Source organism: Roseobacter sp. S87, from assembly GCF_055693285.1.
Window position 1 is genome coordinate 39,766 of record NZ_JBVFTR010000004.1, and the last position, 21,124, is coordinate 60,889.

General features: G+C 61.1%; 18 protein-coding genes, 1 pseudogene and 1 riboswitch. Of the genes and pseudogenes, 14 read left to right on the forward strand and 5 right to left on the reverse strand.

The genetic code is table 11. The features are described 5' to 3' along the window. Positions 1-4: 4 nt before the first annotated feature. Positions 5-1,234: a beta-ketoacyl-ACP synthase I gene (gene fabB, locus ACZ1HA_RS01035; RefSeq protein WP_472712531.1), complete on the reverse strand. Its 1,230-nt coding sequence runs from the start codon at positions 1,232-1,234 to the stop codon at positions 5-7. 146 nt (positions 1,235-1,380) lie between these two features. Next, the gene (locus ACZ1HA_RS01040; RefSeq protein WP_472712532.1) at positions 1,381-1,836 is read right to left on the reverse strand and encodes a MarR family winged helix-turn-helix transcriptional regulator; all 456 of its coding nucleotides are present in this window, start codon (positions 1,834-1,836) and stop codon (positions 1,381-1,383) included. Between the two features lie 77 nt (positions 1,837-1,913). On the opposite strand from ACZ1HA_RS01040, the gene ACZ1HA_RS01045 reads away from it, so the two are divergent. After that, entirely contained in the window at positions 1,914-2,504 is a 591-nt protein-coding gene (locus tag ACZ1HA_RS01045) for an SRPBCC family protein (protein WP_472712533.1), read from the forward strand. Positions 2,505-2,661: 157 nt separating this feature from the next. Beyond that, complete coding sequence (locus ACZ1HA_RS01050; protein ID WP_472712534.1) at positions 2,662-3,918, forward strand: DUF2254 domain-containing protein; 1,257 nt, start codon at positions 2,662-2,664, stop codon at positions 3,916-3,918. A gap of 42 nt (positions 3,919-3,960) precedes the next feature. Here the strand turns inward: ACZ1HA_RS01050 and fabA are convergent, their stop codons facing one another. After that, positions 3,961-4,470 carry a bifunctional 3-hydroxydecanoyl-ACP dehydratase/trans-2-decenoyl-ACP isomerase gene (fabA, locus tag ACZ1HA_RS01055; RefSeq protein WP_375228776.1) on the reverse strand — a complete coding sequence of 170 codons (510 nt, stop codon included), beginning with the start codon at positions 4,468-4,470 and terminating at the stop codon, positions 3,961-3,963. 194 nt (positions 4,471-4,664) lie between these two features. Between fabA and irr the strand changes: the two genes are divergently transcribed. Together irr and ACZ1HA_RS01065 are read left to right on the forward strand one after the other, a co-directional pair. After that, positions 4,665-5,084 carry a Fur family transcriptional regulator Irr gene (gene irr / locus ACZ1HA_RS01060; RefSeq protein WP_375228775.1) on the forward strand — a complete coding sequence of 140 codons (420 nt, stop codon included), beginning with the start codon at positions 4,665-4,667 and terminating at the stop codon, positions 5,082-5,084. A 30-nt stretch (positions 5,085-5,114) separates the two neighbouring features. After that, a pseudogene (locus ACZ1HA_RS01065) lies at positions 5,115-5,902 on the forward strand (phytanoyl-CoA dioxygenase family protein). Between the two features lie 34 nt (positions 5,903-5,936). Here the strand turns inward: ACZ1HA_RS01065 and ACZ1HA_RS01070 are convergent. Continuing rightward, a complete protein-coding gene (locus ACZ1HA_RS01070) occupies positions 5,937-7,169 on the reverse strand; it encodes a CAP domain-containing protein (protein ID WP_472712535.1) in 1,233 nt (410 codons plus the stop codon). Positions 7,170-7,632: 463 nt separating this feature from the next. On the opposite strand from ACZ1HA_RS01070, the gene ACZ1HA_RS01075 reads away from it, so the two are divergent. The 10 genes from ACZ1HA_RS01075 to ACZ1HA_RS01120 all read left to right on the forward strand — a co-directional run bounded on the left by ACZ1HA_RS01075 (position 7,633) and on the right by ACZ1HA_RS01120 (position 20,282). Continuing rightward, a complete protein-coding gene (locus tag ACZ1HA_RS01075) occupies positions 7,633-10,227 on the forward strand; it encodes a CHASE3 domain-containing protein (protein WP_472712536.1) in 2,595 nt (864 codons plus the stop codon). A gap of 403 nt (positions 10,228-10,630) precedes the next feature. Beyond that, positions 10,631-11,953: a tRNA (N6-isopentenyl adenosine(37)-C2)-methylthiotransferase MiaB gene (gene miaB, locus ACZ1HA_RS01080; RefSeq protein WP_472712537.1), complete on the forward strand. Its 1,323-nt coding sequence runs from the start codon at positions 10,631-10,633 to the stop codon at positions 11,951-11,953. Positions 11,954-12,125: 172 nt separating this feature from the next. Further along, complete coding sequence (locus ACZ1HA_RS01085) at positions 12,126-13,139, forward strand: PhoH family protein (RefSeq protein ID WP_375228771.1); 1,014 nt, start codon at positions 12,126-12,128, stop codon at positions 13,137-13,139. Further along, entirely contained in the window at positions 13,114-13,647 is a 534-nt protein-coding gene (gene ybeY / locus ACZ1HA_RS01090; protein WP_472712538.1) for an rRNA maturation RNase YbeY, read from the forward strand. Before ACZ1HA_RS01085 ends, ybeY begins: the two co-directional genes overlap by 26 nt. 38 nt (positions 13,648-13,685) lie before the next feature. Further along, complete coding sequence (locus ACZ1HA_RS01095) at positions 13,686-14,582, forward strand: hemolysin family protein (RefSeq protein ID WP_472712539.1); 897 nt, start codon at positions 13,686-13,688, stop codon at positions 14,580-14,582. Further along, the gene (gene lnt, locus ACZ1HA_RS01100) at positions 14,579-16,120 is read left to right on the forward strand and encodes an apolipoprotein N-acyltransferase (protein WP_472712540.1); all 1,542 of its coding nucleotides are present in this window, start codon (positions 14,579-14,581) and stop codon (positions 16,118-16,120) included. Before ACZ1HA_RS01095 ends, lnt begins: the two co-directional genes overlap by 4 nt. A gap of 36 nt (positions 16,121-16,156) precedes the next feature. Then, a riboswitch (SAM-SAH riboswitch) is annotated at positions 16,157-16,204 on the forward strand. Positions 16,205-16,208: 4 nt separating this feature from the next. Then, positions 16,209-17,390: a methionine adenosyltransferase gene (gene metK, locus ACZ1HA_RS01105; RefSeq protein ID WP_472712541.1), complete on the forward strand. Its 1,182-nt coding sequence runs from the start codon at positions 16,209-16,211 to the stop codon at positions 17,388-17,390. A gap of 124 nt (positions 17,391-17,514) precedes the next feature. After that, positions 17,515-18,219, forward strand: coding sequence for a tRNA (guanosine(46)-N7)-methyltransferase TrmB (gene trmB, locus ACZ1HA_RS01110; protein ID WP_375228766.1), 705 nt, complete (start codon positions 17,515-17,517; stop codon positions 18,217-18,219). A gap of 85 nt (positions 18,220-18,304) precedes the next feature. Beyond that, on the forward strand, positions 18,305-19,657 hold the full coding sequence (aroA, locus tag ACZ1HA_RS01115; protein ID WP_472712542.1) for a 3-phosphoshikimate 1-carboxyvinyltransferase: 1,353 nt from the start codon (positions 18,305-18,307) through the stop codon (positions 19,655-19,657). Positions 19,658-19,664: 7 nt separating this feature from the next. After that, positions 19,665-20,282 carry a (d)CMP kinase gene (locus tag ACZ1HA_RS01120; protein WP_375228764.1) on the forward strand — a complete coding sequence of 206 codons (618 nt, stop codon included), beginning with the start codon at positions 19,665-19,667 and terminating at the stop codon, positions 20,280-20,282. Here the strand turns inward: ACZ1HA_RS01120 and ACZ1HA_RS01125 are convergent. Continuing rightward, complete coding sequence (locus ACZ1HA_RS01125; RefSeq protein WP_472712543.1) at positions 20,279-20,932, reverse strand: Crp/Fnr family transcriptional regulator; 654 nt, start codon at positions 20,930-20,932, stop codon at positions 20,279-20,281. The two genes, ACZ1HA_RS01120 and ACZ1HA_RS01125, sit on opposite strands and share 4 nt — an antisense overlap. Positions 20,933-21,124 lie beyond the last annotated feature (192 nt).

Here is a 21,124-nt window from a genome sequence, read left to right on the forward strand (position 1 = left end):
CCTCTCAGGCTTTGTATTTCGACAGGATCATTGACCCGTTGGTGCCACCAAACCCGAAGGAGTTGGTCATCACAGAATCGAGCCCTGCGTTTTCCACCGTTTCCCGCGCAATTTCGCCGTCGTGGATGGCCGGGTCCTGGTCGATCACGTTGATCGACCGGGCGATGAAGTCATTGTCGAGCATCAGCAGGCTGAAGATGGCCTCCAGCGCACCGGCGGCACCCTGAGCGTGTCCGGTCATGGACTTGGTGGAGCTGATCGGCGGTGTGCTGCCCTCGCCAAAGACACGGCGCACGGCCTCCACCTCGCCTACGTCGCCGACGGGTGTCGATGTGCCGTGGGCGTTGATGTAGCCCACTTTGCGGCCTTCAGGCAAGGTGCTGAGCGCCAGCCGCATCGCGCGCTCGCCGCCCTCGCCCGACGGGGCCACCATGTCGTGGCCGTCGGATGTGGCGGCATAGCCGGTTACTTCGGCATAGATTTTCGCGCCGCGCGCCAGCGCGTGTTCCAGGTCTTCAAGCACCACGATGCCGCCCCCGCCCGAGATCACAAACCCGTCGCGGTTGGCGTCAAAGGCGCGGCTCGCCAGTTCCGGCGTGTCGTTGTATTTGCTGCTCATGGCCCCCATGGCGTCAAAGAGACATGACAGGGTCCAGTCGAGTTCTTCGCCACCGCCGGCGAACATCACGTCCTGTTTGCCCAGCATGATCTGTTCAGCCGCATTGCCGATACAGTGCAGCGAGGTCGAACAGGCCGAGGTGATCGAATAATTAATACCCTTGATCTTGTAGGCTGTGGACAGGTTGGCGCTGACGGTTGAGGACATGCATTTCGGCACAGCAAAGGGGCCGATACGTTTGGTGGCGCCGGTGTTCTTCACCACGTCATGGGCGGTCAGCATGGCAGAGGTCGACGGGCCGCCGGAACCTGCCACCAGGCCGGTGCGCGGGTTCGAGATTACATCCTCGCTCAGCCCCGCGTCCGCGATGGCCTGCCCCATGGCGATATAGGCATAGGCCGCACCCGGTCCCATGAACCGCAGGGTGCGTTTGTCGATGTGCTCGGAGACGTCGATTTTCAGGGTGCCCGCAATCTGGCTGCGAAAGCCGTGTTCGGTCATCTCGGGGCTGGCCACGATGCCGCTCGTGCCATTTCTGAGCGAGGCAAGCACTTCCTCTGCATTGTTCCCGATTGAGGAGACGATCCCCAGCCCTGTTACGACGACGCGGCGCATAGCGCATTCCTTCTGCAATACAGAGCCTGTGTAAGTCAGCCCTGCCGGACGGGCAAGCGGTTAGACATGTCCGGCGACTGCCGAAGTCCGTTCCGCAACCGTGCCCCGGAGATCAGGCGGGGCCCCGTCAACGACACCGGCACAGATCACCCCTGCTTTGACTGGGGCAGGCCTATGGTTCGTGCAATTCTGCCCATGGCCTCCAGAAAGGCCGGACGGTCCTTTTCGGGCAGGGCGCCCAGCATGGCGGACGCGTTCCTGTGGTCCTGTCGCCTGATTGCGGCAAGAACGTCCCTGCCATCGCCGGTCAGGCTGATGCTGATGGCGCGCCCGTCTGATTTATCCGGCGCAGTGCGGACCAACCCCTTTTTCTGCAGGGCTTTGACAGCTGCGGAAACCGTCGTCCGCGGGACTGCCAGATCATCTGCGATATCCGACGGACGGCTCGTCTCGCCAGCGCCGATGATGCGGAGCATGTGGAAATGCAGCGGATTGAATGCCAGCCTTCCTTCTGCCGGCGCGCCCTGTCTGCCGGACACAAGCAGGGCCCGGATGATCACGCTGATGTGGTCTGCGAGTTCTTCGCCGGATCGGTCAGGCATTTGGGGCCTCTGACTTGAGTGATGCGAAGTTCGCACTATATAGTGCGATAATTGCACTAAAATGATGGGTACCAATCATGCGACTTCCTTTGCTTGTCTCAACTCTTGCAGTCACCCTAACAGGTTGCGGCGAACCCTCAATTCCGACGGAACCTCCGAAAGCCACACCGCCGCCGGACGTGGCGACGTCCGGTTTTCTGACGGCCTATGCCGAGCAGACCATTTCGATGTCTGTCCCGGAGGTAAGGGCTTTTCTGGCAGACCAACCGCTGATCAGTTTTCTCGAACCCACAGAGAACATTTCGAACCCGGTCGACAGCGAGACCCTTGAGGGGGACTGGCCGGAACCGGGTGCCAGCCGGTGGCTGAGGCTTGCGGACGGTCATTACGTGGTCGAGCGCATTCTCGAAAACGAAGAGGATTTCTTCAGGTATCAGGTGTTCGTATTCACCAATGCAGCCGGACGGGGTGTTGACCAGATCGTCGGCGAACAGCGCTTTGTTGCGGTCGAAGACGGGACGCGGTTTGAATGGACCTACAACGTGCTGCCCACAAATTTTGTGGCGCGGCAGTTTGTCCGGAACAACATGGACGAGATCGGCGTCTATATCTCCGGTGGGCTGGAGCGTTTTGCCGTGGCGGCCAATGCGTCAGCTTCGCAGGACTGACGCTGGTGCATCTGCGATGTAACCCGCCTGCCAGCCGGATCTGAAGACCCTCCCTGGCCGGATGCCGCAAAAGCGCAGTCGGGCCAGGGGTTTGAGGTAGCTGGCGGGGCCGCGGTGCGATAGACGTGTAGGGAATAAGGACAATGATCGGACGCATGTGACCCGCCTCAAGTGGCTTACGCTCGTTTTTCTACGCTATTACCGCAGTATGGGGCTGCGGGTCTTTCTCTATGCGCTGTTGTCCATTGCCGCGACCCTGATCAGCCCATTTGCCAATGCCCTGACCGGCGTGCGGTTCAGCACGGAAATCACCTTCGATTCAGTGACGCCCGTTCTGACGATTCTGGCCACGTCGATGCTGGCAGTGTCGACATTTTCGCTGAACATTATGGTCACGGCGCACCGGGCGGCGGCGGATACGGCGACCCCCAGAATGCACCGCATCCTGCTCGAGGACACCACGACACAGTCGGTGCTGTCGGTGTTTATCGGCGCGTTTGTCTATTCGCTGGGCTCGCTGGTGCTGTACCGGCTGGGCTTTTACCCGCCGGATGCGGCCCTGGTTGTGATGGGGATTACCACGCTGGTGGTGGTGGCGGTGATCCTGTCGCTGCTGCGCTGGATCAACCATCTGACGATGCTCGGCAGTATTCAGGACAGTCTGCGCACGGCCGAGAACCGCGCGCGTGAGGCGCTGAAGGCCCATGCGCGTCATCCGGGCTTTGGCGCGACACCGCTCACGGGCGAGACGGTTCTGCCGGTCTCCACCACGCCGCTTGCTGCGCCGGAAACCGGGTACCTGCAGCTGATCGATATGGCGGAGTTGCAGAACTGTCTGCCGGATCAGGCCACGCTTTATCTGGATGTGAGCCCGGGTCAGCATGTGCTGGAAGGTGAAATCATCGGCCAGGTCTCCGGAACGGTTGACCGTGCGACGCTGGACCGGCTGGTGCGGGCGTTTACTTTCGGGACCATCCGGACGCATGAACAGGACGCCGCATTTGGCCTGATCACCCTGTCGGAGATTGCCTCAAAGGCCCTGTCGCCGGGGATCAACGATTCCGGCACGGCGATCGAGGCGCTGATGATCCTGAAGGGGCTGCTGTGGCACTACGGGCGTGCCGGGCGCGCAGATGATGCACCGCAGGCCGCCAATGTCGTTGCACGGTTTCCCGGCCCGCCGGAGTTTGTGCAGGCGGCATTTGCGCCGATTGCACGGGATTGCGCGGGGAACTTTGATGTTTCTCTGCGGCTGGTTGAGTGCCTGGCGGCACTGTCAGCGTCGGAAAATGAAGAGGTTTCGTCCGCGGTTTGCGCTCTGGCCAGGGAGGCCATGTCCTACGCCGAAGAGGCGGGCATGCCGGAACGGGACCTGTCCCGTCTGCGGTCCGTGCCGTTCGCACGGGATGTCTGATGCTCTGGTTCTTTCAGGACTGTCTGACCCGACCGGCCAGCGTCAGTTTTCGGACAGGGCAACCTTCATGTCGGTGACCTGATAGATCACTTCGCCATCGGCTTCGACACGCCCGTTGGCCACGCCCATGGTCAGGCGGCGCGTCTGGATCGCCTTGGTGAAATCGACGTAATAGGTCAGCATTTTGCGGTCAGGCCGGACCATGCCGGTGAGTTTGACCTCTCCCACACCCAGCGCATAGCCTCGCCCGAGCCAGCCGCGCCAGCCGAGGTTGAACCCTGTGAGCTGCCACAGGCCGTCAAGGCCAAGGCATCCGGGCATGATCGGATTTCCCGGGAAGTGGCAGTCGAAAAACCACAGGTCGGGCGTGATGTCGAATTCAGCGACCACGTGGCCCTTGCCGTGTTCGCCGCCATCGCCGGAGATGTCGGTGATCCGGTCCATCATCAGCATCGGCGGTGCGGGCAGCTGTGCGTTTCCGGGGCCGAACAGTTCGCCGCGGGCACATTTCAGGAGGTCTTCCTTGTCGAAGCTGCTGGGGTACTGGCTCATCTGGTGCCTCTCGTGGGGGTGTTTTTTCAGCGTTCCGACCCCTCTAGCACCGGCCCGGTCGTTCCTGCAAGTCTGCGCTGACCGGTGGCTGCGATATCTCTGCGGGTCCCTGCGGCAAGGCGGCGCGTCTGATTTGAATTGAAAATCGTTCGCAGAAACCTTTATATAGTGAAGACGGAAAGCGTGAGAGTTCGATGACCACACAGGAACACGAAATCGGTACCAGCTGGCTGGCGCAGGGAGGGCTGCGGCCCACGCGTCAGCGCGTGACGCTGGCGGCGCTTCTGATCGGCGACGGGCAGCACCGTCACGTGACAGCTGAGAGCCTTTTTGAGGCGGCCAAGTCGCAGGGCGAGGCTGTGTCGCTGGCGACGGTCTACAACACGCTGCGCGCATTCTGCGATGTGGGCCTCGTCCAGGAGGTCACCGTTGACGGATCCAAAAGCTATTTTGACACCAACACGCATGATCACCCGCACTTTTACTGGGAAGATGACGCAAAGCTGACGGACGCACCGTCTGACCAGCTGGTCATTGCTCAGGTGCCGGATGCGCCGGAAGGTGCTGAAATCGCTTCGGTGGATGTTGTGATCCGCTTGCGCCGCAAAACCTGACCGTTCCGGTCATCACCCGGACAGAGCCGGATGCATACCTCCTTCGTCACTCAGGACATGATTGATACCTATGCGCGGGACGGGGTCGTTCTGGTGCGGGGTCTTTTCGCGGATCATGTGGAAGATCTGCGTGACGGTATTGCGCAGAATATGTCAGATCCCGGGCCTTATGCGTCTGAGAACGAGCGGAATGGCGAGACAGGGCGCTTCTTTGATGACTATTGCAACTGGCAGCGCATAGACGCGTTCCGGCGCGTGGCCGAAAGCTCGCCCGCAGCGCCGGTTGCTGCGGCGCTGATGCAGTCACAGCGCGTGCAGCTTTTCCATGATCATGTGCTGGTCAAGGAACCAGGGACCTCAATGGCGACGCCCTGGCATTCGGACGGGCCCTATTATTTCGTGGAAGGGCGCCAGACCATCAGTTTCTGGTCGCCGCTCGATCCCGTGCGCGAAGCCAGCCTGCGCTGTGTTGCCGGATCGCATCTTTGGGAAAAGGATGTGCTGCCCACGCGCTGGGCCAAAGGGGACGCCTTTTTCGACCCTGCGCCCTATATCCCGGTGCCTGACCCGGAGGCAGAGGGCATGCGCATTGTGGAGTTTGATATGGAGCCTGGCGACGCGGTTGCATTTCATTACCGGACGCTGCACGGCGCGCGGGGTAACCGTTCGGACGCCCGCCGGCGTGCGTTTTCGCTGCGGCTCGTCGGGGATGACGCGCGGTATGTGACGCGGCCGGGGCCGACCTCACCCCCTTTCCTGGACACGGCATGGTGGCAGGTCAGCAGCTGCGCGAAGACTGGTTTCCGTATCTGACCTGACCGCTGGACTGTCGTGCTGATGGGACCTGTGGCCTCAGGCCATCGCCCATTCTGCATCTTCAGGATCCTCCTCCTGCTGCGAATCTGCAGCATCGGCTCCCTGCTCGATCATGTCGCGCGAGGCATCTGCGGACAGGAAGAGGCTTTCCACCGGATCTGCTTCCGGCGCAGCGGATCTCTGTGCCGCCATTTCGGACCCGGCAATGCCGAGGTCATCACTGTTCACATCCAGCTTCACGTTCCGGGTGCCGATCGTCACGGTCGTTTCAAAAGCGGTGTCCAGCGCGCCGCCCTCAAACCGGACATTGTAGGTGCCCGCATCCAGCGCAAGTGAATAGCCACCGGAGCCCCAGGTCGACGTCGCATATGCCGCTTCATCCTGCCAGGCGGTGATGCGCACGCCGCCCAGACCTTCTCCGATGTCATAAAAATCGTCGTTGTCCGCATCGTCCATGACCACACCCGTCAGATACGTCTGGCCGTCATTGGCGAATTTCTCTGTCACGACCATCGCTGTCGGAAAGGTCGATCCGGGGTAGGACCATTCCCCCTGGTCGATGCCCACACCGACAACGGTATGGCCCGGCTGCAGCATGCCGAACTGATGCCCGTCCGATTCCCAGAGACCGGCGTGGCTCGCATCAATCCAGGCCTGTTCATCTGACACAGAACGCGCGGGGCTCCAGCGGGCCGAGATGTTTTCCCAGACGCCACCGCCGTCCCAGTCTTCTGCACGGGCGCGGTCTGTGGGGCTGTCGCCGTCCGGATTGTAGTGGTCGAAAAAATCGCGGGCCAGCATATCGGCGGAATGGTTGTCCGCAGCGGCGGACAGGATGGGGTCGACCGCGAGCGCCTGTTTCGGGGCCGTGGAGACATCTGCGTCCACCACATCTCCTGTGCGGATTTCCTCGGCTTCGGGGTCGTGGCGGGCGCGGTTGATCAGTTCCAGCATGTATTGTTCCTGCGCGGTCAGACCCTGCCACCCGATGTTATAGGCACTGTCCGGAAGATCCGGCGCGTCGGTTTCCGGTGCAGGGTCGTCCTGTGCACCGGTCTCCTCTTCCGGGTCGGGTGGCGGGGCTTCGCGGTCTTCTTCGGCAGGCTCTTCCCCGTGTGCGGCAGGGGGCTCGGTAATCCGTGCGGCTGGCTGTGGTGCCAGTGATGCGGATGAAGGTGCCAGCGCGGGTTCTGCCGAGCCGGGTCCACTCCTGCTGCCGCCGCCTGTTGCCATGGCGCCGCCACCGATCAGGGCTAAAATCAGGCTCATGAATGGAGGCATCTGTGGTTCCTTTCTGTCATCCACTGGCAGCAGTGTGTCGAGTCAGCCCGCTGTGTCGTTCATGTAAACGTCTGGAATCCGACCCAATTAAGGCAAATTGACTCAAATTTTCCGCGTCCCCGACACGCTGGCGAAACACTGGCCGGCACGGGTGACGCATTGTTTCTGATCTGTGTGCGCCGGTGTCAAAGGCACGCGAATCGAGCGGGTGGAAACCCGCCTGTGCGTGGCAGAACCCCGCCTGATTCCGGCGGCGTTCTGCCACTTTGCCCATCCAGCGGCATACCGCTGGTCTGCGGCGCAGAGAGACCGGTGGCGGACGATATCCGGGGCCCAGCTGAGCCATTCCGTCAATCCGCAACGAAACGGCAAAAACGGGTGATAACAGTTTTTTAATGGCGCTGCTCTAGGCACCCCCGGGGTCAAACGGTCACTGCGGAGGAAGCGATCAATGAATATGCAATGGTTCACGGACAGCCCGATCAGAAACAAAGTTCTTTGGGTCACATCCGTCCCGATTGTCCTTGCGGCGTTTGTCGGTGCCATCGGGATCGTTGCCCTGCAGTTCGTTGTGTACAATGCAGGGTGGGTGGATCACACGCACCGGGCCCTCTCAAAAGGCGACGCAGTTGTTGCCGCTGCCGTGGACATGGAAACCGGCATGCGCGGCTTTCTCCTGGCGGGAGAGGAGGCGTTCCTTGAGCCCTATGCGTCCGGCGAAGAACAGATTTTCTCAGCGCTTGCTGACCTTCGGCGAACCGTGTCTGACAATCCCGGTCAGGTCGCACGGCTGGAACAGGCCGAGCAGACCATCGTCGAGTGGCAGGCCGATGTAGTTGAGATGCAGATCGGGCTGCGGCGTGAGATCGGGAATGCCGATACGATGAATGACATTGCCCGTCTGGTGGGCGAGGCCAGGGGCAAGGAATACTTTGACCGGTTCCGGGAACAGATCGCCACGTTTGTGGAGCGCGAACAGGTGCTGTTGCGGGAACGCGAAGATGAGCTGCGGAATACCGTTTCGGGCGGGCAGTCCGTTTCCGGTGATCTGGTCGGCGCGGTTGACTGGGTCACGCATACCTATGCCGTCATTTCACGGGCAAACGAAATGCTTGCGGCTGCCGTTGATATGGAAACCGGCATGCGTGGATATCTGCTGGCCGGGAAAACGGAGTTTCTGGAGCCTTATGATGCAGGCGGTCGCCGGTTTGATGCCCTGCGCGCTGAGCTGACGGAAACAGTCAGTGATAATCCGGCACAGGTGCAGCTTCTCGGAGAGATTCAGGGCACGATTGATGACTGGCGGCAGAATGTGGTGCAGCCGATGATTGACCTGCGCACCAGCATCGGCAGTGCAAAGACAATGGATGACATGGCGGATCTGATCGGTGAAGCGCGTGGCAAATCCTATTTTGATCGTTTCCGCGGATTGATGGCGGATTTCCGGGCTGAGGAAGCCGCCCTTCTGGAAGTCCGGACCGCAAACCTGACTTTTGCCAGATGGATGGCCATCGTGTCGATCGGTGCATTCCTGCTGTTGTCGGTCGGTCTTGGCGTGTTCCTGGCACGGCGCGCGGGCATGAATATTGCCGCACCGATACAGCAGATCATTTCGGCGATGCAGCAGATCATTGATGGTCAGCAGAACGTCACGATTGATGGCAACGAACGCAAAGACGAGGTCGGTGATCTTGCACGCGCGACCCTCGTTTTCAAGGAAAACGCTGAAAAGGTCGTGAAACTGGCGGAAGCGGATGCCGAAAACGCACGCAAGCTTGAGGAAGCCGCCAAGGAAACAGCAGAACAGGCCGCCGCAGCGGCGGAAAAAGAAAAAGAGGACCGCGCCGCTGAACGTCAGCGCCAGGAGATGGTTGAGCAGCTTCAGACGGGCATAAGAACAGTGGTACACAGCGCCATCGACGGGGATTTCTCCGGACGCGTGGACACCGGTATTTCCGACGCGGAGCTCGCCGCGCTGGCGGAAAACGTGAACATGCTTGTCGAAAGCGTCGAGACCGGGATCGCGGCCACGGGCGAGACGCTTCAGCGCGTGGCACATGGTGATCTGACTGCGCCAATGCAGGGCACGTTCAAAGGTGCCTTCAGGGACCTTCAGGATAACACAAACGGCATGATCAAGGCCCTGAAGTCACTGATCGGTGACATCAGTGGCAGCACCGGAAACCTGACCGCGTCGTCCGGTGAACTGCGTGATACGTCCGATGCGCTGTCGAAACAGGCAGAACAGAATGCCGCATCGCTGGAGGAAACCTCGGCGGCGCTGGAAGAACTGACAGCAAGTATCAAGCAGGTCAGCGAGAATGTGCAGGAAGCCAACAGCAAAGCGGGCATCGCAAGCGAAACAGCCAGATCCAGCAGTAACGTAGCCGGCGACGCAGCCGAAGCCATGACACGGATCGCAGATGCATCGAGAGAGATCGCCAAGGTCGTCACGGTCATCAACGACATCTCCTTTCAGATCAATCTGCTGGCACTGAACGCGGGTGTTGAAGCTGCGCGCGCCGGGGAAGCCGGGCGTGGTTTCTCGGTCGTGGCGTCCGAAGTCCGGCAGCTGGCGCAGCGTGCCGGGGAGGCGGCCACCGAGATTGACGATGTGATTGCCCGCAGCGACCTTGCTGTGTCGCAGGGTGTGGAGAAAGTGAACGACGCCCGGGATTCGCTGGAGAAAATCTCAGAAAGTGTCGTCGGCGTTTCGCACCGTATTGATGAGATTTCCTCGGCAATTTCCGAGCAGGTGAACGGGATCGCCGAGATCAATACTGCCGTTGCACAGATTGACGGGAATACACAGAAACAGGCGGCTTCTTTCGAAGAAGTGACGGCGACCAGCGCCCTGCTGGCCAGCGAGGCTGAAAACCTCAAGACCTCTACCAGCCGGTTTGACACCGGAGCCACTTATTCTGCTGCGCCCCGGCCGCAGAAACCCGCAGCAGCGGTGCCGGAAAAAGCCGTGGCAGCACCGAAAACGGTGGCCGTCGCGCCCGGCAACCTTGCCGAAGATCTCGACGGCTGGGACGAGTTCTGATTGCGGCGGCACCTTTGCCCGAGGTTTCTTTATTCTTCGGGCGACGGTGCCGGGTTCCCTTTGCACGGTGCAGGGGCGTATCCAATCCGCGGCGTCCCGTCTCGTGCGACATTACCATAGATTGTCATGTACAGATAATGAGCTCGGAAGGCGTCCGCTCCAGCCCGCACGTTTCTGCCGCCCGCATTCGTGAAAGGCGGCGGATACCGAGGGGGCCATGATTGGATTGATGCTCGTGAGGTCAGCGAACTGCGGCGCTCAGATGATCGGAGCTGTTTCGACTTGTCCCCGAGCTTATTGACGTGCGGACCACCGACACCCCCGCCGACATCACATCGCATTGCATGCATCTGCGGTGGCTGGTAACCAGCGGCCAATCTCTCACGATCCGGAAACCCTGCCCATGACTGCGCCCAAGAAGCTCTTTATCAAGACCTACGGTTGCCAGATGAACGTGTATGACAGCGAACGCATGGCGGAATCGCTGGGCGGGCAGGGATATGTGGAAACACAAAACGCTGATGAAGCGGATATGATCCTGCTGAACACCTGCCATATCCGCGAAAAGGCAGCCGAAAAGGTATATTCTGAGCTGGGCAGGCTGAAGCCACTCAAGGCGGCCAATCCGGACCTCAAGATCGGCGTCGCCGGATGTGTGGCCCAGGCCGAAGGCGCGGAGATTATCCGCCGCCAGCCCGCCGTTGATCTGGTCGTGGGGCCGCAGTCCTACCACCGGCTGCCCGAGATGGAGAAACATGTGCGTGGCGGCGAACGTGCGCTGGACACAGATTTCCCGGAAGAAGACAAATTCGAGAAACTCAGGTCACGTCCGCGTGCCCGGCGTGCGCCTTCCGCATTTCTGACGGTTCAGGAAGGGTGCGACAAGTTCTGTGCCTTCTGTGTCGTGCCATACACGCGGGGGGCTGAGGTCAGCCGCCCGGTAGCCCGGATTCTGGACGAAGCGCGTGATCTGGTCGACAGGGGCGTCTGCGAAATCACCCTGCTTGGGCAGAACGTGAATGCTTATCACGGCTCAGGTCCGGATGGTACCGAGCAGACGCTGGCACAGCTTATCTGGGAGCTGAATGGTGTAGATGGTCTGGAGCGTATCCGTTATACGACGTCGCACCCGAACGACATGCATGACGATCTGATCGCGGCGCATGCAGAATGCGGCAAGCTGATGCCCTATCTGCACCTGCCTGTGCAGTCCGGGTCGGACCGTATTCTGAAACGCATGAACCGCAGCCACACGGCTGAAAGCTATCTGCAGCTGATCGAGAAAATCCGCGCGGCGCGGCCGGATATTCTGATGTCCGGTGATTTTATTGTAGGTTTCCCGGAAGAGACCGAGGCCGATTTCCAGGCCACGCTGGATCTGATTGAAGCCGTGAATTACGGGTATGCCTATTCCTTCAAATACTCCACACGACCGGGGACGCCGGCCGCCGAGCGGCCGCAGGTGGACCCCGACGAAGCCGATGAGCGGCTGCAGCGCATCCAGGCGCTGATCACACGCCAGCAACAGGACATCCAGGCGGCAATGGTCGGGCGTGACCTGAATGTGCTGGTTGAGAAACCGGGCCGTCATGAAGGTCAGATGGTCGGAAAATCGGATTACCTGCACGCGGTGCACATTGAGAACTGCACGGCCACTGTGGGCGATCTGGTGCCGGTGAGAATCGTTGAGGCAAAACGCAATTCGCTGGCTGCAATTCTGCGGTGAAAGAGGGATTGTCCCGGCGGTTCGGCCCCGGTCGTCTGTCAATACGCGACGAATGCGCGCCGAAACCCGCTTTTTGATGACCTGAGCAGGGATTCCCGGCCTGCACCGCTTGCACCCGGACGTTGGAATTGGCACCGTCCTGTCAGACCAGTTTTTCGGCAAGGAACAGCTATTGTCACCCAGTGATCCGAGTGCGCCCGATACTCTGACCGCGACCCCGGGGGGTACGGTTGAGTTTCCCGACAACCGCCTGCTTATCGACCTTTGCGGCCCTTATGATGCGAACCTCGCGCAGATTGAAACAGCGCTGGGGGTGCAGATCGTGCGGCGAGGCAATCAGCTGGCGGTCATTGGTGAAGCAGACGCGAAGACGGACGCGACGCGGGTGCTGCATGCGCTGTATACGAGGCTGGAAAGTGGCCGTGCGGTTGAGGCCGGTGACGTGGACCGGGAACTGCGCATGGGACCGTTTGAGGACGCGGCCCCGGAGAACGGCGATCAGCTGGAAATGCCGATCGGCTCCCGGATTGAAATTCAGACCCGAAAAAAACGTGTTGAACCGCGCACCGACGCACAGAAAGCCTATGTGCAGTCTCTGTTCGAGAATGAACTGGCCTTTGGTATTGGCCCGGCCGGCACAGGCAAAACCTATCTTGCCGTGGCGGTGGGCGTGTCGATGTTCATCACCGGCCAGGTGGACAAGATTATCCTGTCGCGCCCTGCCGTTGAAGCGGGTGAGCGGCTGGGATTTCTGCCAGGTGACATGAAGGACAAAGTCGATCCCTATATGCAGCCGCTTTACGACGCGCTGGGCGATTTTCTGCCCGGCAAGCAGCTGTCGAAGCTGATCGAGGAGAAGCAGATTGAGATTGCGCCGCTTGCCTTCATGCGCGGACGGACCCTGTCGAATGCGTTTGTGGTCCTGGACGAGGCGCAGAACGCAACGACGATGCAGATGAAGATGTTCCTGACGCGTCTGGGTGAGGGGTCCCGCATGGTGATCACCGGTGACCGCACGCAGATTGACCTGCCACGGGGCACGGCGTCGGGCCTTGCCGATGCGGAGCGCCTGCTGAAGACCATCCCGAACATCAGCTTCAACTATTTCACGTCCAAAGATGTGGTGCGCCACCCGCTGGTGGCCGCGATCATTGAGGCCTATGAGGCCGATACCGGGTCGTCGTGAGACGGGTGCAGTTGTGCCTGATGTCCTGACAGAAGACCCGAGGTGGGACGACATCGATCTCAGCGCGCTGGCCGGCCGGGCGGTTGCGAAGGCGCTGGAACACCTGGGACTGCCCGCTGATGCTGAGGTCTCGGTGCTGGGGTGCGATGATTTGCGCATCACCGTGCTGAACAGTGATTTCCGCGAAAAACCGGGCCCGACCAATGTGCTGAGCTGGCCGGCGGCAGATCTCGCGGCCGAAACACCCGGTGCTGACCCTCAGATCCCCGAGCGTGATTTCGACGGCTCGCTCGAGCTGGGCGATATCGCGATCTCCTGGGATACATGCGCGCGGGAAGCAGAAACGGCCGGCAAGCCCATGGCCGATCATGTGACCCACCTGATCGTTCACGGCCTGTTACACCTTCTGGGCTATGATCACGTCCGTGACCTGGATGCCACGCTGATGGAGGGGCTGGAGTCACAGATACTTGGCAAAATGGGTCTTGATGACCCATATAAGAACTGAAGGCGGCTTCTGGCCGCTGCTGACCGGAAAAGGACCCGATGGGCGACAACGACGGATCTTCTGATGCAGCGCGGGGCGCGCAGCAGGAAAACGCAACATCAACGGACCCCGAACCTTCGAGGCCCGGCGGCTTTTTCAGCCGCGTTATCGAAGCACTGAGCCCGGGTGAGGACGGTGAGCAGCCCGAAGCGGGCGATGCACCCGAACCGCGCTATCCGACACATGGCATGATCAATCTGCGGCGCAAACGCGTCGAGGATGTTTCTGTACCCAAAGCGGACATAACCGCCATTTCCAGCACGGCGTCCCTAGAAGAGGCCGTGCGTGTTTTCAAGGACAGCGGTCTGACGCGCCTGCCGGTTTATGACGGTACGCTGGATACGCCGGTGGGGATGCTGCACCTTAAGGACATTGCTCTGCAGCATGGGTTCAATGGCGGGGGGCATGACTTTGACATGAAAGCGGCCCTGCGACCGCTGCTGTTCGTGCCGCCTTCGATGACAATTGGTGTCCTGCTGACCAAGATGCAGGCCGAGCGCCGGCACATGGCGCTGGTGATCGACGAATATGGTGGTGTGGACGGGCTGGTGACCATCGAAGACCTGATCGAACAGGTCGTGGGCGAGATCGAAGACGAGCATGACGTGGATGAGGGCGTTCACTGGACGCTTGAAAAACCGGGCTGCTATATCGCGCTGGCCAAAACGCCGCTGGAGGATTTCGAAGCCGAGATCGGACGTTCGCTGACCGAGCATGAAGAGGTCGACGAAGAAGAAATCGATTCGCTGGGTGGTCTCGTTTTTATGCTGTCGGGCCGGGTGCCTGCACGGGGCGAGGTGGTCGTACATCCGGATGGTGTCGAGTTTGAAGTTCTTGATGCCGATCCGCGGAGGATCAAAAGGCTGCGTGTGCGCATCAGCGCGCCCTCATCGTGACATTTCAACTGCGCGGTGCAGCGGACGAGGCGGGATGGCGTGGCACCGCTTTTCTGTTTTTCCTGTCGGTCTGCGCCGGTGCGGTGGGCGCTCTGGGGCAGGCGCCCCGGGATCTGCCGCTGGCCATGCTGCTGGGTGTGGCGGGCGCTTTTCTGCTGTTTGCAGCCTGCACATCGCCGCGGCGCGCGGCCCTCGTGGGCTGGGCGTTTGGTCTGGGGTGGTTCGCCGTGGCGCTGCACTGGATCGTGGAACCTTTTCAGGTTGATGCAGCGCGTCATGGGTGGATGGCACCGTTTGCACTGGTTCTGCTCAGCGGTGGCCTCGCGCTTTTCTGGGGAGCCGCGTTCGGGATAGCGCGCCGCTTTTCGACAGGTGTTATGCTGCTTGTGCCCGTCTGGGCGGCAGCGGAACTTGTCCGTGCCTATGTCCTGACGGGCTTTCCCTGGGCCGCACCTGCGCAGGCTCTGGTGGACCGGATGGCCGGGCAGGGGCTTGCCTTTGTGGGCCCGCATGGCATGAACCTGGCTATCTTTGCCCTGGCCTGTCTGCCCGCATTTATTCACCGTCGCCGTGGCAATAACGGGCAGTCTTCCCTTGCAGCTCTGATTATGTTGGCAGGTATCATGCCCGTCGTTCTGCCGGTGCCGCAGGGCGCGGCCAGGATGACAGACCATTGGGTTCGTCTGATCCAGCCGAATGCGGAACAACATCTCAAATGGCAGCCTGAAAACGCGCGACGGTTCCTTGATCTGCAGCTGGCTCTGACGGCACGGCCTGCGGCGGGCCAGACATCCGGGCCTGACCTGGTAATCTGGCCGGAAACGGCCATTGCGTGGCGTCTGGATCAGGCGGCTCCGGTACTGGAAGCGATCCGCAGCGTGACCGATGCGCAGGTGGTTCTGGGCGTTTTGCGTGCGGAAGAGGGCAGGTTGCGCAATTCGCTGGTGCATCTTGGACCGGATGAGGGTCAGCAGATCTATGACAAACATCATCTGGTGCCGTTCGGAGAATATCTGCCGCTCGCCCCCCTCGCGGATGCGCTGGGTCTTGCGGCGCTGGCGCAGACAGGCCCCGGATTTGCCCCGGGTCCCGGTCCGGCCGTTCTGGATTTCGGCGCGCTGGGGCAGGGGATGCCCCTGATCTGTTATGAGGCCGTGTTTGCGCATGACGTGAACGCAGCGCCGCAACGGCCCGCTTTTTTGCTGCAGATCACCAATGATGCCTGGTTCGGGCAGTTTGCCGGACCGCACCAGCATCTGGCGCAGGCGAGGATGCGTGCCATTGAACAGGGGGTGCCGGTGCTGCGCGCCGCGAACACCGGGATTTCTGCGGTCATTGATCCGCGGGGCCGTATCGCAGCACATCTACCACTGGGGCGCGCGGATGCGCTGGATGCCCGTTTGCCGGCCCCGCTTGGGCGGACATTTTACAGCCGGTTTGGTGATATGACCGCGATGGTGCTGATTGCAGCGTGGACCGGCCTTCTGTTGCTTTTGCGCTTCGGTGCCACAAAAGCCGATCGAAGGCCGGACAGATAGCGATTGACCCGGACACCTGTGCCACGTAACTGCTGCGGGTGCGCCCAACGGCTTCCTGACGGGCGTGTTTTTGCTAATGGAGCGCGAAATGTCCCGACAGAATTATGTTTTCACCTCGGAATCGGTTTCCGAGGGTCATCCCGATAAGGTGTGTGACCGGATCTCCGATGCGGTGCTTGATGCCTTTCTGACGGAAGAACCCGAAGCACGGGTCGCCGCAGAAACCTTCGCAACGACGAACCGTGTGGTGATCGGTGGTGAGGTCGGGCTGTCCGACAAAGAGAAACTGCACGATTATATGGGCCGCATCGAGGATATCGCGCGCGCCTGCATAAAAGACATCGGGTATGAGCAGGACAAGTTCCACCACGCGACCTGCGAGATCACGAACCTGCTGCATGAACAGTCTGCGCATATCGCGCAGGGCGTCGACGCGGCTGCGGACAAGGACGAAGGCGCGGGCGACCAGGGGATTATGTTCGGGTTTGCCACGAATGAGACGCCAGAGCTCATGCCGGCACCTATTCACTATGCCCATGCTGTTCTGCGGAGGCTTGCGGAAGTACGCAAAGATGGCACAGAGCCGACCCTGCGTCCCGACGCCAAAAGCCAGCTGTCCGTCAGATATGAAAATGGAAAACCGGTTGGTGTGACCTCGCTTGTGCTGTCGACGCAGCATGCGGAGGAAAGCCAGACATCCGATGATATCCGCGCCATCGTGGAACCCTATATCCGCGAGGTTCTGCCGGAAGGATGGATCACGGATGAAACGGAATGGTGGGTGAACCCGACGGGTACGTTTGTGATCGGTGGTCCGGACGGGGATGCCGGTCTGACCGGACGTAAGATCATAGTGGACACATACGGCGGGGCCGCACCTCATGGTGGCGGCGCGTTTTCCGGTAAGGACCCCACCAAAGTGGACCGGTCGGCAGCCTATGTGTCGCGCTATCTGGCAAAGAATGTGGTGGCCGCCGGTCTGGCGGACCGCTGCACGATCCAGCTGAGCTATGCGATTGGTGTGTCCAAGCCATTGTCGATCTACTGCGATACATTCGGGACCGGACAGGTGGTGGACAGTGCCATCGAGACGGCGATATCCCAGGTGATCGATCTGACACCGCGCGGCATACGCGAGCATCTTCAGCTGAATCGCCCCATCTATGCCCGCACGGCGGCTTATGGTCACTTTGGCCGCGCGCCGGAAGCCGATGGCGGCTTCAGCTGGGAAAAGACGGACCTGGTCGACGCGTTGAAAGGCGCTGTCTGATCCTTAGGCGCAGCTGCGCTGCACGACATGTCTCCGGTCATTGCCTCCGGCACTGACCGGATGCCGCACGATGACAAGCGTCTGCTGTGTTGCGGTGGGTCGTTCCCGGCGCTAAAGGGCAGTCATGACAAGCATACCAGAACGTCCCCGGCGCAATTTCTATGGCCGCCTCAAAGGCAAGGCGCTGAAGCAATCGCAGCAAAGATATCTTGCAGAAGACCTGGCGGACCTGTCACCGGGGCCGGTGACATGGGAAGAGAACCCGGACCGCACCCCTCTGGATACGGCGGCGCTGTTTGAGGGGCGGCCTGTCTGGCTGGAGATCGGGTTTGGCGGTGGTGAGCACATGGTGCACCAGGCGGTATCGAACCCTGATATCGGTGTTTTGGGGGCGGAGCCCTACATCAATGGTGTTGCCATGCTGCTGGGCAAAATCCGGCGGGCGGGTGCGGAAAACGTTGCGGTGCACCCCGGTGATGCGCGCGATCTGATGGATGTGTTGCCGGCCGGGTCGGTGGACCGTGCGTTTCTGCTCTATCCGGATCCCTGGCCGAAGACGCGGCACCATCGCCGCCGGTTTGTCACCGAAGAGCATCTGGTGCCGCTGGCACGGGTGCTGAAGTCAGGGGCCATTTTCAGGGTCGCCACAGACATTGAGGATTACGTCCGCCAAACCCTGGAGGAAGTGCCGAAATCCGGATTTGAGTGGCTTGCCGAAACGCCACAGGACTGGCGCACGCCGTGGAGCGACTGGATTTCCACCCGCTATGAGCAGAAGGCCATCCGGGAAGGCCGCACGCCGCATTATCTGACCTTCCGGCGCATCTGAGAGGGTCGCGCGCGACAACGGGCTGGACCCCCGGAAGCCGAGACGATAAGCCACCGCGCAGGAATACTGAAAAGCGGAAAATGCTATGTCCAGCCACGGCACCCCTATCCCGATGACGTCCCGCCCCTGCGGTCCACTGACCGGTGAGGCGCGGGTGCCGGGGGATAAATCCATCTCCCACAGATCGCTGATCCTCGGCGCGCTGAGTGTTGGCGAGACCGAAATCACCGGTCTGCTGGAAGGCCAGGACGTGCTCGACACCGCCCGCGCGATGCGGGCGTTCGGCGCAAAAGTGACGGATCACGGCGGCGGCACATGGACGGTGAATGGCGTTGGTACCGGTGGCTTTGCGGAGCCGGATCAGGTCATCGACTGTGGCAACTCGGGCACGGGCGTGCGCCTGATCATGGGAGCGATGGCGACGACGGGTATCACCGCAACCTTTACAGGTGATGCGTCGCTGAACGGCCGGCCGATGGCGCGCGTGACGGATCCGCTGGCGCTGTTCGGGACGCAGTCTCATGGGCGGTCCGGGGGCCGGCTGCCGATGACCATAGTCGGGGCCGCAGATCCTGTTCCTGTGGAATATACCGTGCCGGTACCCTCGGCACAGGTGAAATCTGCCGTGTTGCTGGCCGGTCTGAATGCACCGGGTAAGACTGTGGTCACAGAAGCGGAGGCAACGCGCGATCACACGGAACGGATGCTGGCAGGTTTCGGTGCAGAAATCACGACCGAAGAAACGGAAACAGGCCGCGTGATCACGCTGACCGGGCAGCCTGAACTTAAACCCCAAAAGATCGCCGTGCCGCGGGACCCGTCTTCTGCCGCCTTTCCTGTCTGTGCGGCTCTGATCGTGCCGGGTTCTGATGTTCTGGTGCCGGGCATTGGCCTGAACCCCACCCGTGCCGGTCTGTTCACCACCCTGCGGGAGATGGGCGCGGATCTGACCTATGAGAATGAACGCACGGAAGGCGGGGAACCGGTTGCGGACCTGCGGGCGCGGTTCTCTCCTGATCTGAAGGGCATTGAAGTGCCTGAGGCGCGTGCGGCCAGTATGATCGACGAATACCCGATCCTGTCGGTTGTCGCCTCCTTTGCCGCAGGTGACACAGTTATGCGGGGCGTCAAAGAGCTCCGGGTGAAGGAAAGCGACCGGATTGACGCGATGGCCACGGGACTGCGCGCGAATGGCATCACTGTAGAGGACGGTCCGGACTGGTGGGTGGTCACCGGGGCGGGTCATGGCAATGTGCCTGGTGGTGCGACATGTGCAAGTCACCTCGATCACCGGATTGCTATGTCATTTCTGATCCTCGGGATGGCCACGCAGACCCCTGTCAGCGTCGATGACGGAGGGCCGATTGCCACGTCCTTTCCGGTGTTTGAACCGCTGATGGCGGAACTTGGCGCGCAGCTTGTGCGCGACAACAGCTGAGGGTCCTGTGACCGGCCCGTTCACGATCGCGATTGATGGGCCGGCGGCTGCGGGCAAGGGCACCATTTCACGCGCAGTCGCGGCCCATTTCGGGTGCGCGCATCTTGATACCGGGCTTCTTTACCGCGCCGTCGGGGCCAGAATGCTTTTGGGGCAGGACCCGGTGGATGCCGCCCGGACGCTGACATCTGAAGACACCCGCACCGGTGATCTGCGCACGCCGGAAGTGGCACAGGCCGCAAGCCGTGTCGCTGTTCTGCCCGAGGTCAGGGCCGCGCTGGTCGATTTTCAGAGAAGTTTCGCGCGGCGGGCGGGCGGCGCTGTTCTGGACGGCCGTGACATTGGTACGGTGATCTGTCCGCAGGCCGAGGCAAAGCTCTTTGTAACCGCGAGCGCGGAGGTCCGCGCACAGCGCAGATACAGCGAACTTGTGGCCGCCGGCGCTGAGGTGAGCCCGGAGCAGGTCCTTGCAGACGTCAGGGAAAGAGATGCGCGCGACCGCGACCGCGCAACAGCGCCGCTCGTGGCGGCGCCGGATGCAACGGAAATTGACACATCAGACATGTCAATTGAAGCCGCCGTTGAGGCGGCAATTGCGGTGATTGATCAGCGCCGGAACGTTTAGTCTTGAGGGGTTGCGCTGCGCTCAGTATTGGCAGCGATGATTTTGCGGCGCAGGTCACGCGCAATGCCGACATCAAGCGCGCCGGATACCTGCGGGTCCGTGTCCTGCAGCACGCGCAGCTTGTCAGACGAGATCAGCCAGTAGCGCGCCGTTTCCGCGACCACTGCGGTGGCAGAGGCGGGCTCTTCCGCAAGAATGGACATTTCGCCCACAAAGTTGCCCGGACCACAGGTGCCGACGAGCACGTCCGAGCAAAGGATGTCCACCCGGCCGGACACCAGATAGACGACATTCGGGACAGGATCGCCTTCGGTTGTCAGTACCGTTCCGGGTGCGCCTTCGGTCCAGCGACCGAGATTGAGCAGCCGTTTGGCGTCACGTTTTGACACACCGCGAAGCCGCGAAGAGACGAATTTCTGCTCATCCGGCGTAAACCTGACCCGCCTTTCGCTGAACCATTCGCGCGAGATCTGAATGATGTTTACGAGAACCAGAAGGGTTTCCCAGAATACCCCCACCGGATCCTTGAGCCAGACGATGTCATAGGCAATCGCTACGAAGGCAGACGCGATCACCAGCAGACGCAGCATCGTGATCGTGCGCATCATCATGGAAACCACCAGCAGCAGATAGGACAGATGTCCCACCATCCCACCGGTGGAAAATGCCGATTCTACAGTCAGTTCCAGTGTGCTGTCCTCTTCCCCGCAACGATACCAGCATAGCGTGTGATCAGTTTTTACACCAGCGTAGCCTACGTGTTTCAGTCAGATCACCAAAGGGTGCATGGATTTAGGGGAGCGACCGCCCTAGCCTCTGACTGACTGTGAAGGCCGGAGGTT

Excerpts from the sequence above, each read along its gene's own strand:
- irr (WP_375228775.1), top strand. The coding sequence starts at position 4,665 with ATGACCACACAGGAACACGAAATCGGTACCAGCTGGCTGGCGCAGGGA.
- ACZ1HA_RS01095 (WP_472712539.1), top strand. The coding sequence starts at position 13,686 with ATGGGCGACAACGACGGATCTTCTGATGCAGCGCGGGGCGCGCAGCAG.
- trmB (WP_375228766.1), top strand. The coding sequence starts at position 17,515 with ATGACAAGCATACCAGAACGTCCCCGGCGCAATTTCTATGGCCGCCTC.
- ACZ1HA_RS01070 (WP_472712535.1), bottom strand. The coding sequence starts at position 7,169 with ATGAGCCTGATTTTAGCCCTGATCGGTGGCGGCGCCATGGCAACAGGC.
- fabB (WP_472712531.1), bottom strand. The coding sequence starts at position 1,234 with ATGCGCCGCGTCGTCGTAACAGGGCTGGGGATCGTCTCCTCAATCGGG.
- ACZ1HA_RS01075 (WP_472712536.1), top strand. The coding sequence starts at position 7,633 with ATGAATATGCAATGGTTCACGGACAGCCCGATCAGAAACAAAGTTCTT.
- ybeY (WP_472712538.1), top strand. The coding sequence starts at position 13,114 with ATGAGGCCGATACCGGGTCGTCGTGAGACGGGTGCAGTTGTGCCTGAT.
- fabA (WP_375228776.1), bottom strand. The coding sequence starts at position 4,470 with ATGAGCCAGTACCCCAGCAGCTTCGACAAGGAAGACCTCCTGAAATGT.
- miaB (WP_472712537.1), top strand. The coding sequence starts at position 10,631 with ATGACTGCGCCCAAGAAGCTCTTTATCAAGACCTACGGTTGCCAGATG.
- aroA (WP_472712542.1), top strand. The coding sequence starts at position 18,305 with ATGTCCAGCCACGGCACCCCTATCCCGATGACGTCCCGCCCCTGCGGT.
- metK (WP_472712541.1), top strand. The coding sequence starts at position 16,209 with ATGTCCCGACAGAATTATGTTTTCACCTCGGAATCGGTTTCCGAGGGT.
- ACZ1HA_RS01125 (WP_472712543.1), bottom strand. The coding sequence starts at position 20,932 with ATGGTGGGACATCTGTCCTATCTGCTGCTGGTGGTTTCCATGATGATG.
- ACZ1HA_RS01045 (WP_472712533.1), top strand. The coding sequence starts at position 1,914 with ATGCGACTTCCTTTGCTTGTCTCAACTCTTGCAGTCACCCTAACAGGT.
- ACZ1HA_RS01040 (WP_472712532.1), bottom strand. The coding sequence starts at position 1,836 with ATGCCTGACCGATCCGGCGAAGAACTCGCAGACCACATCAGCGTGATC.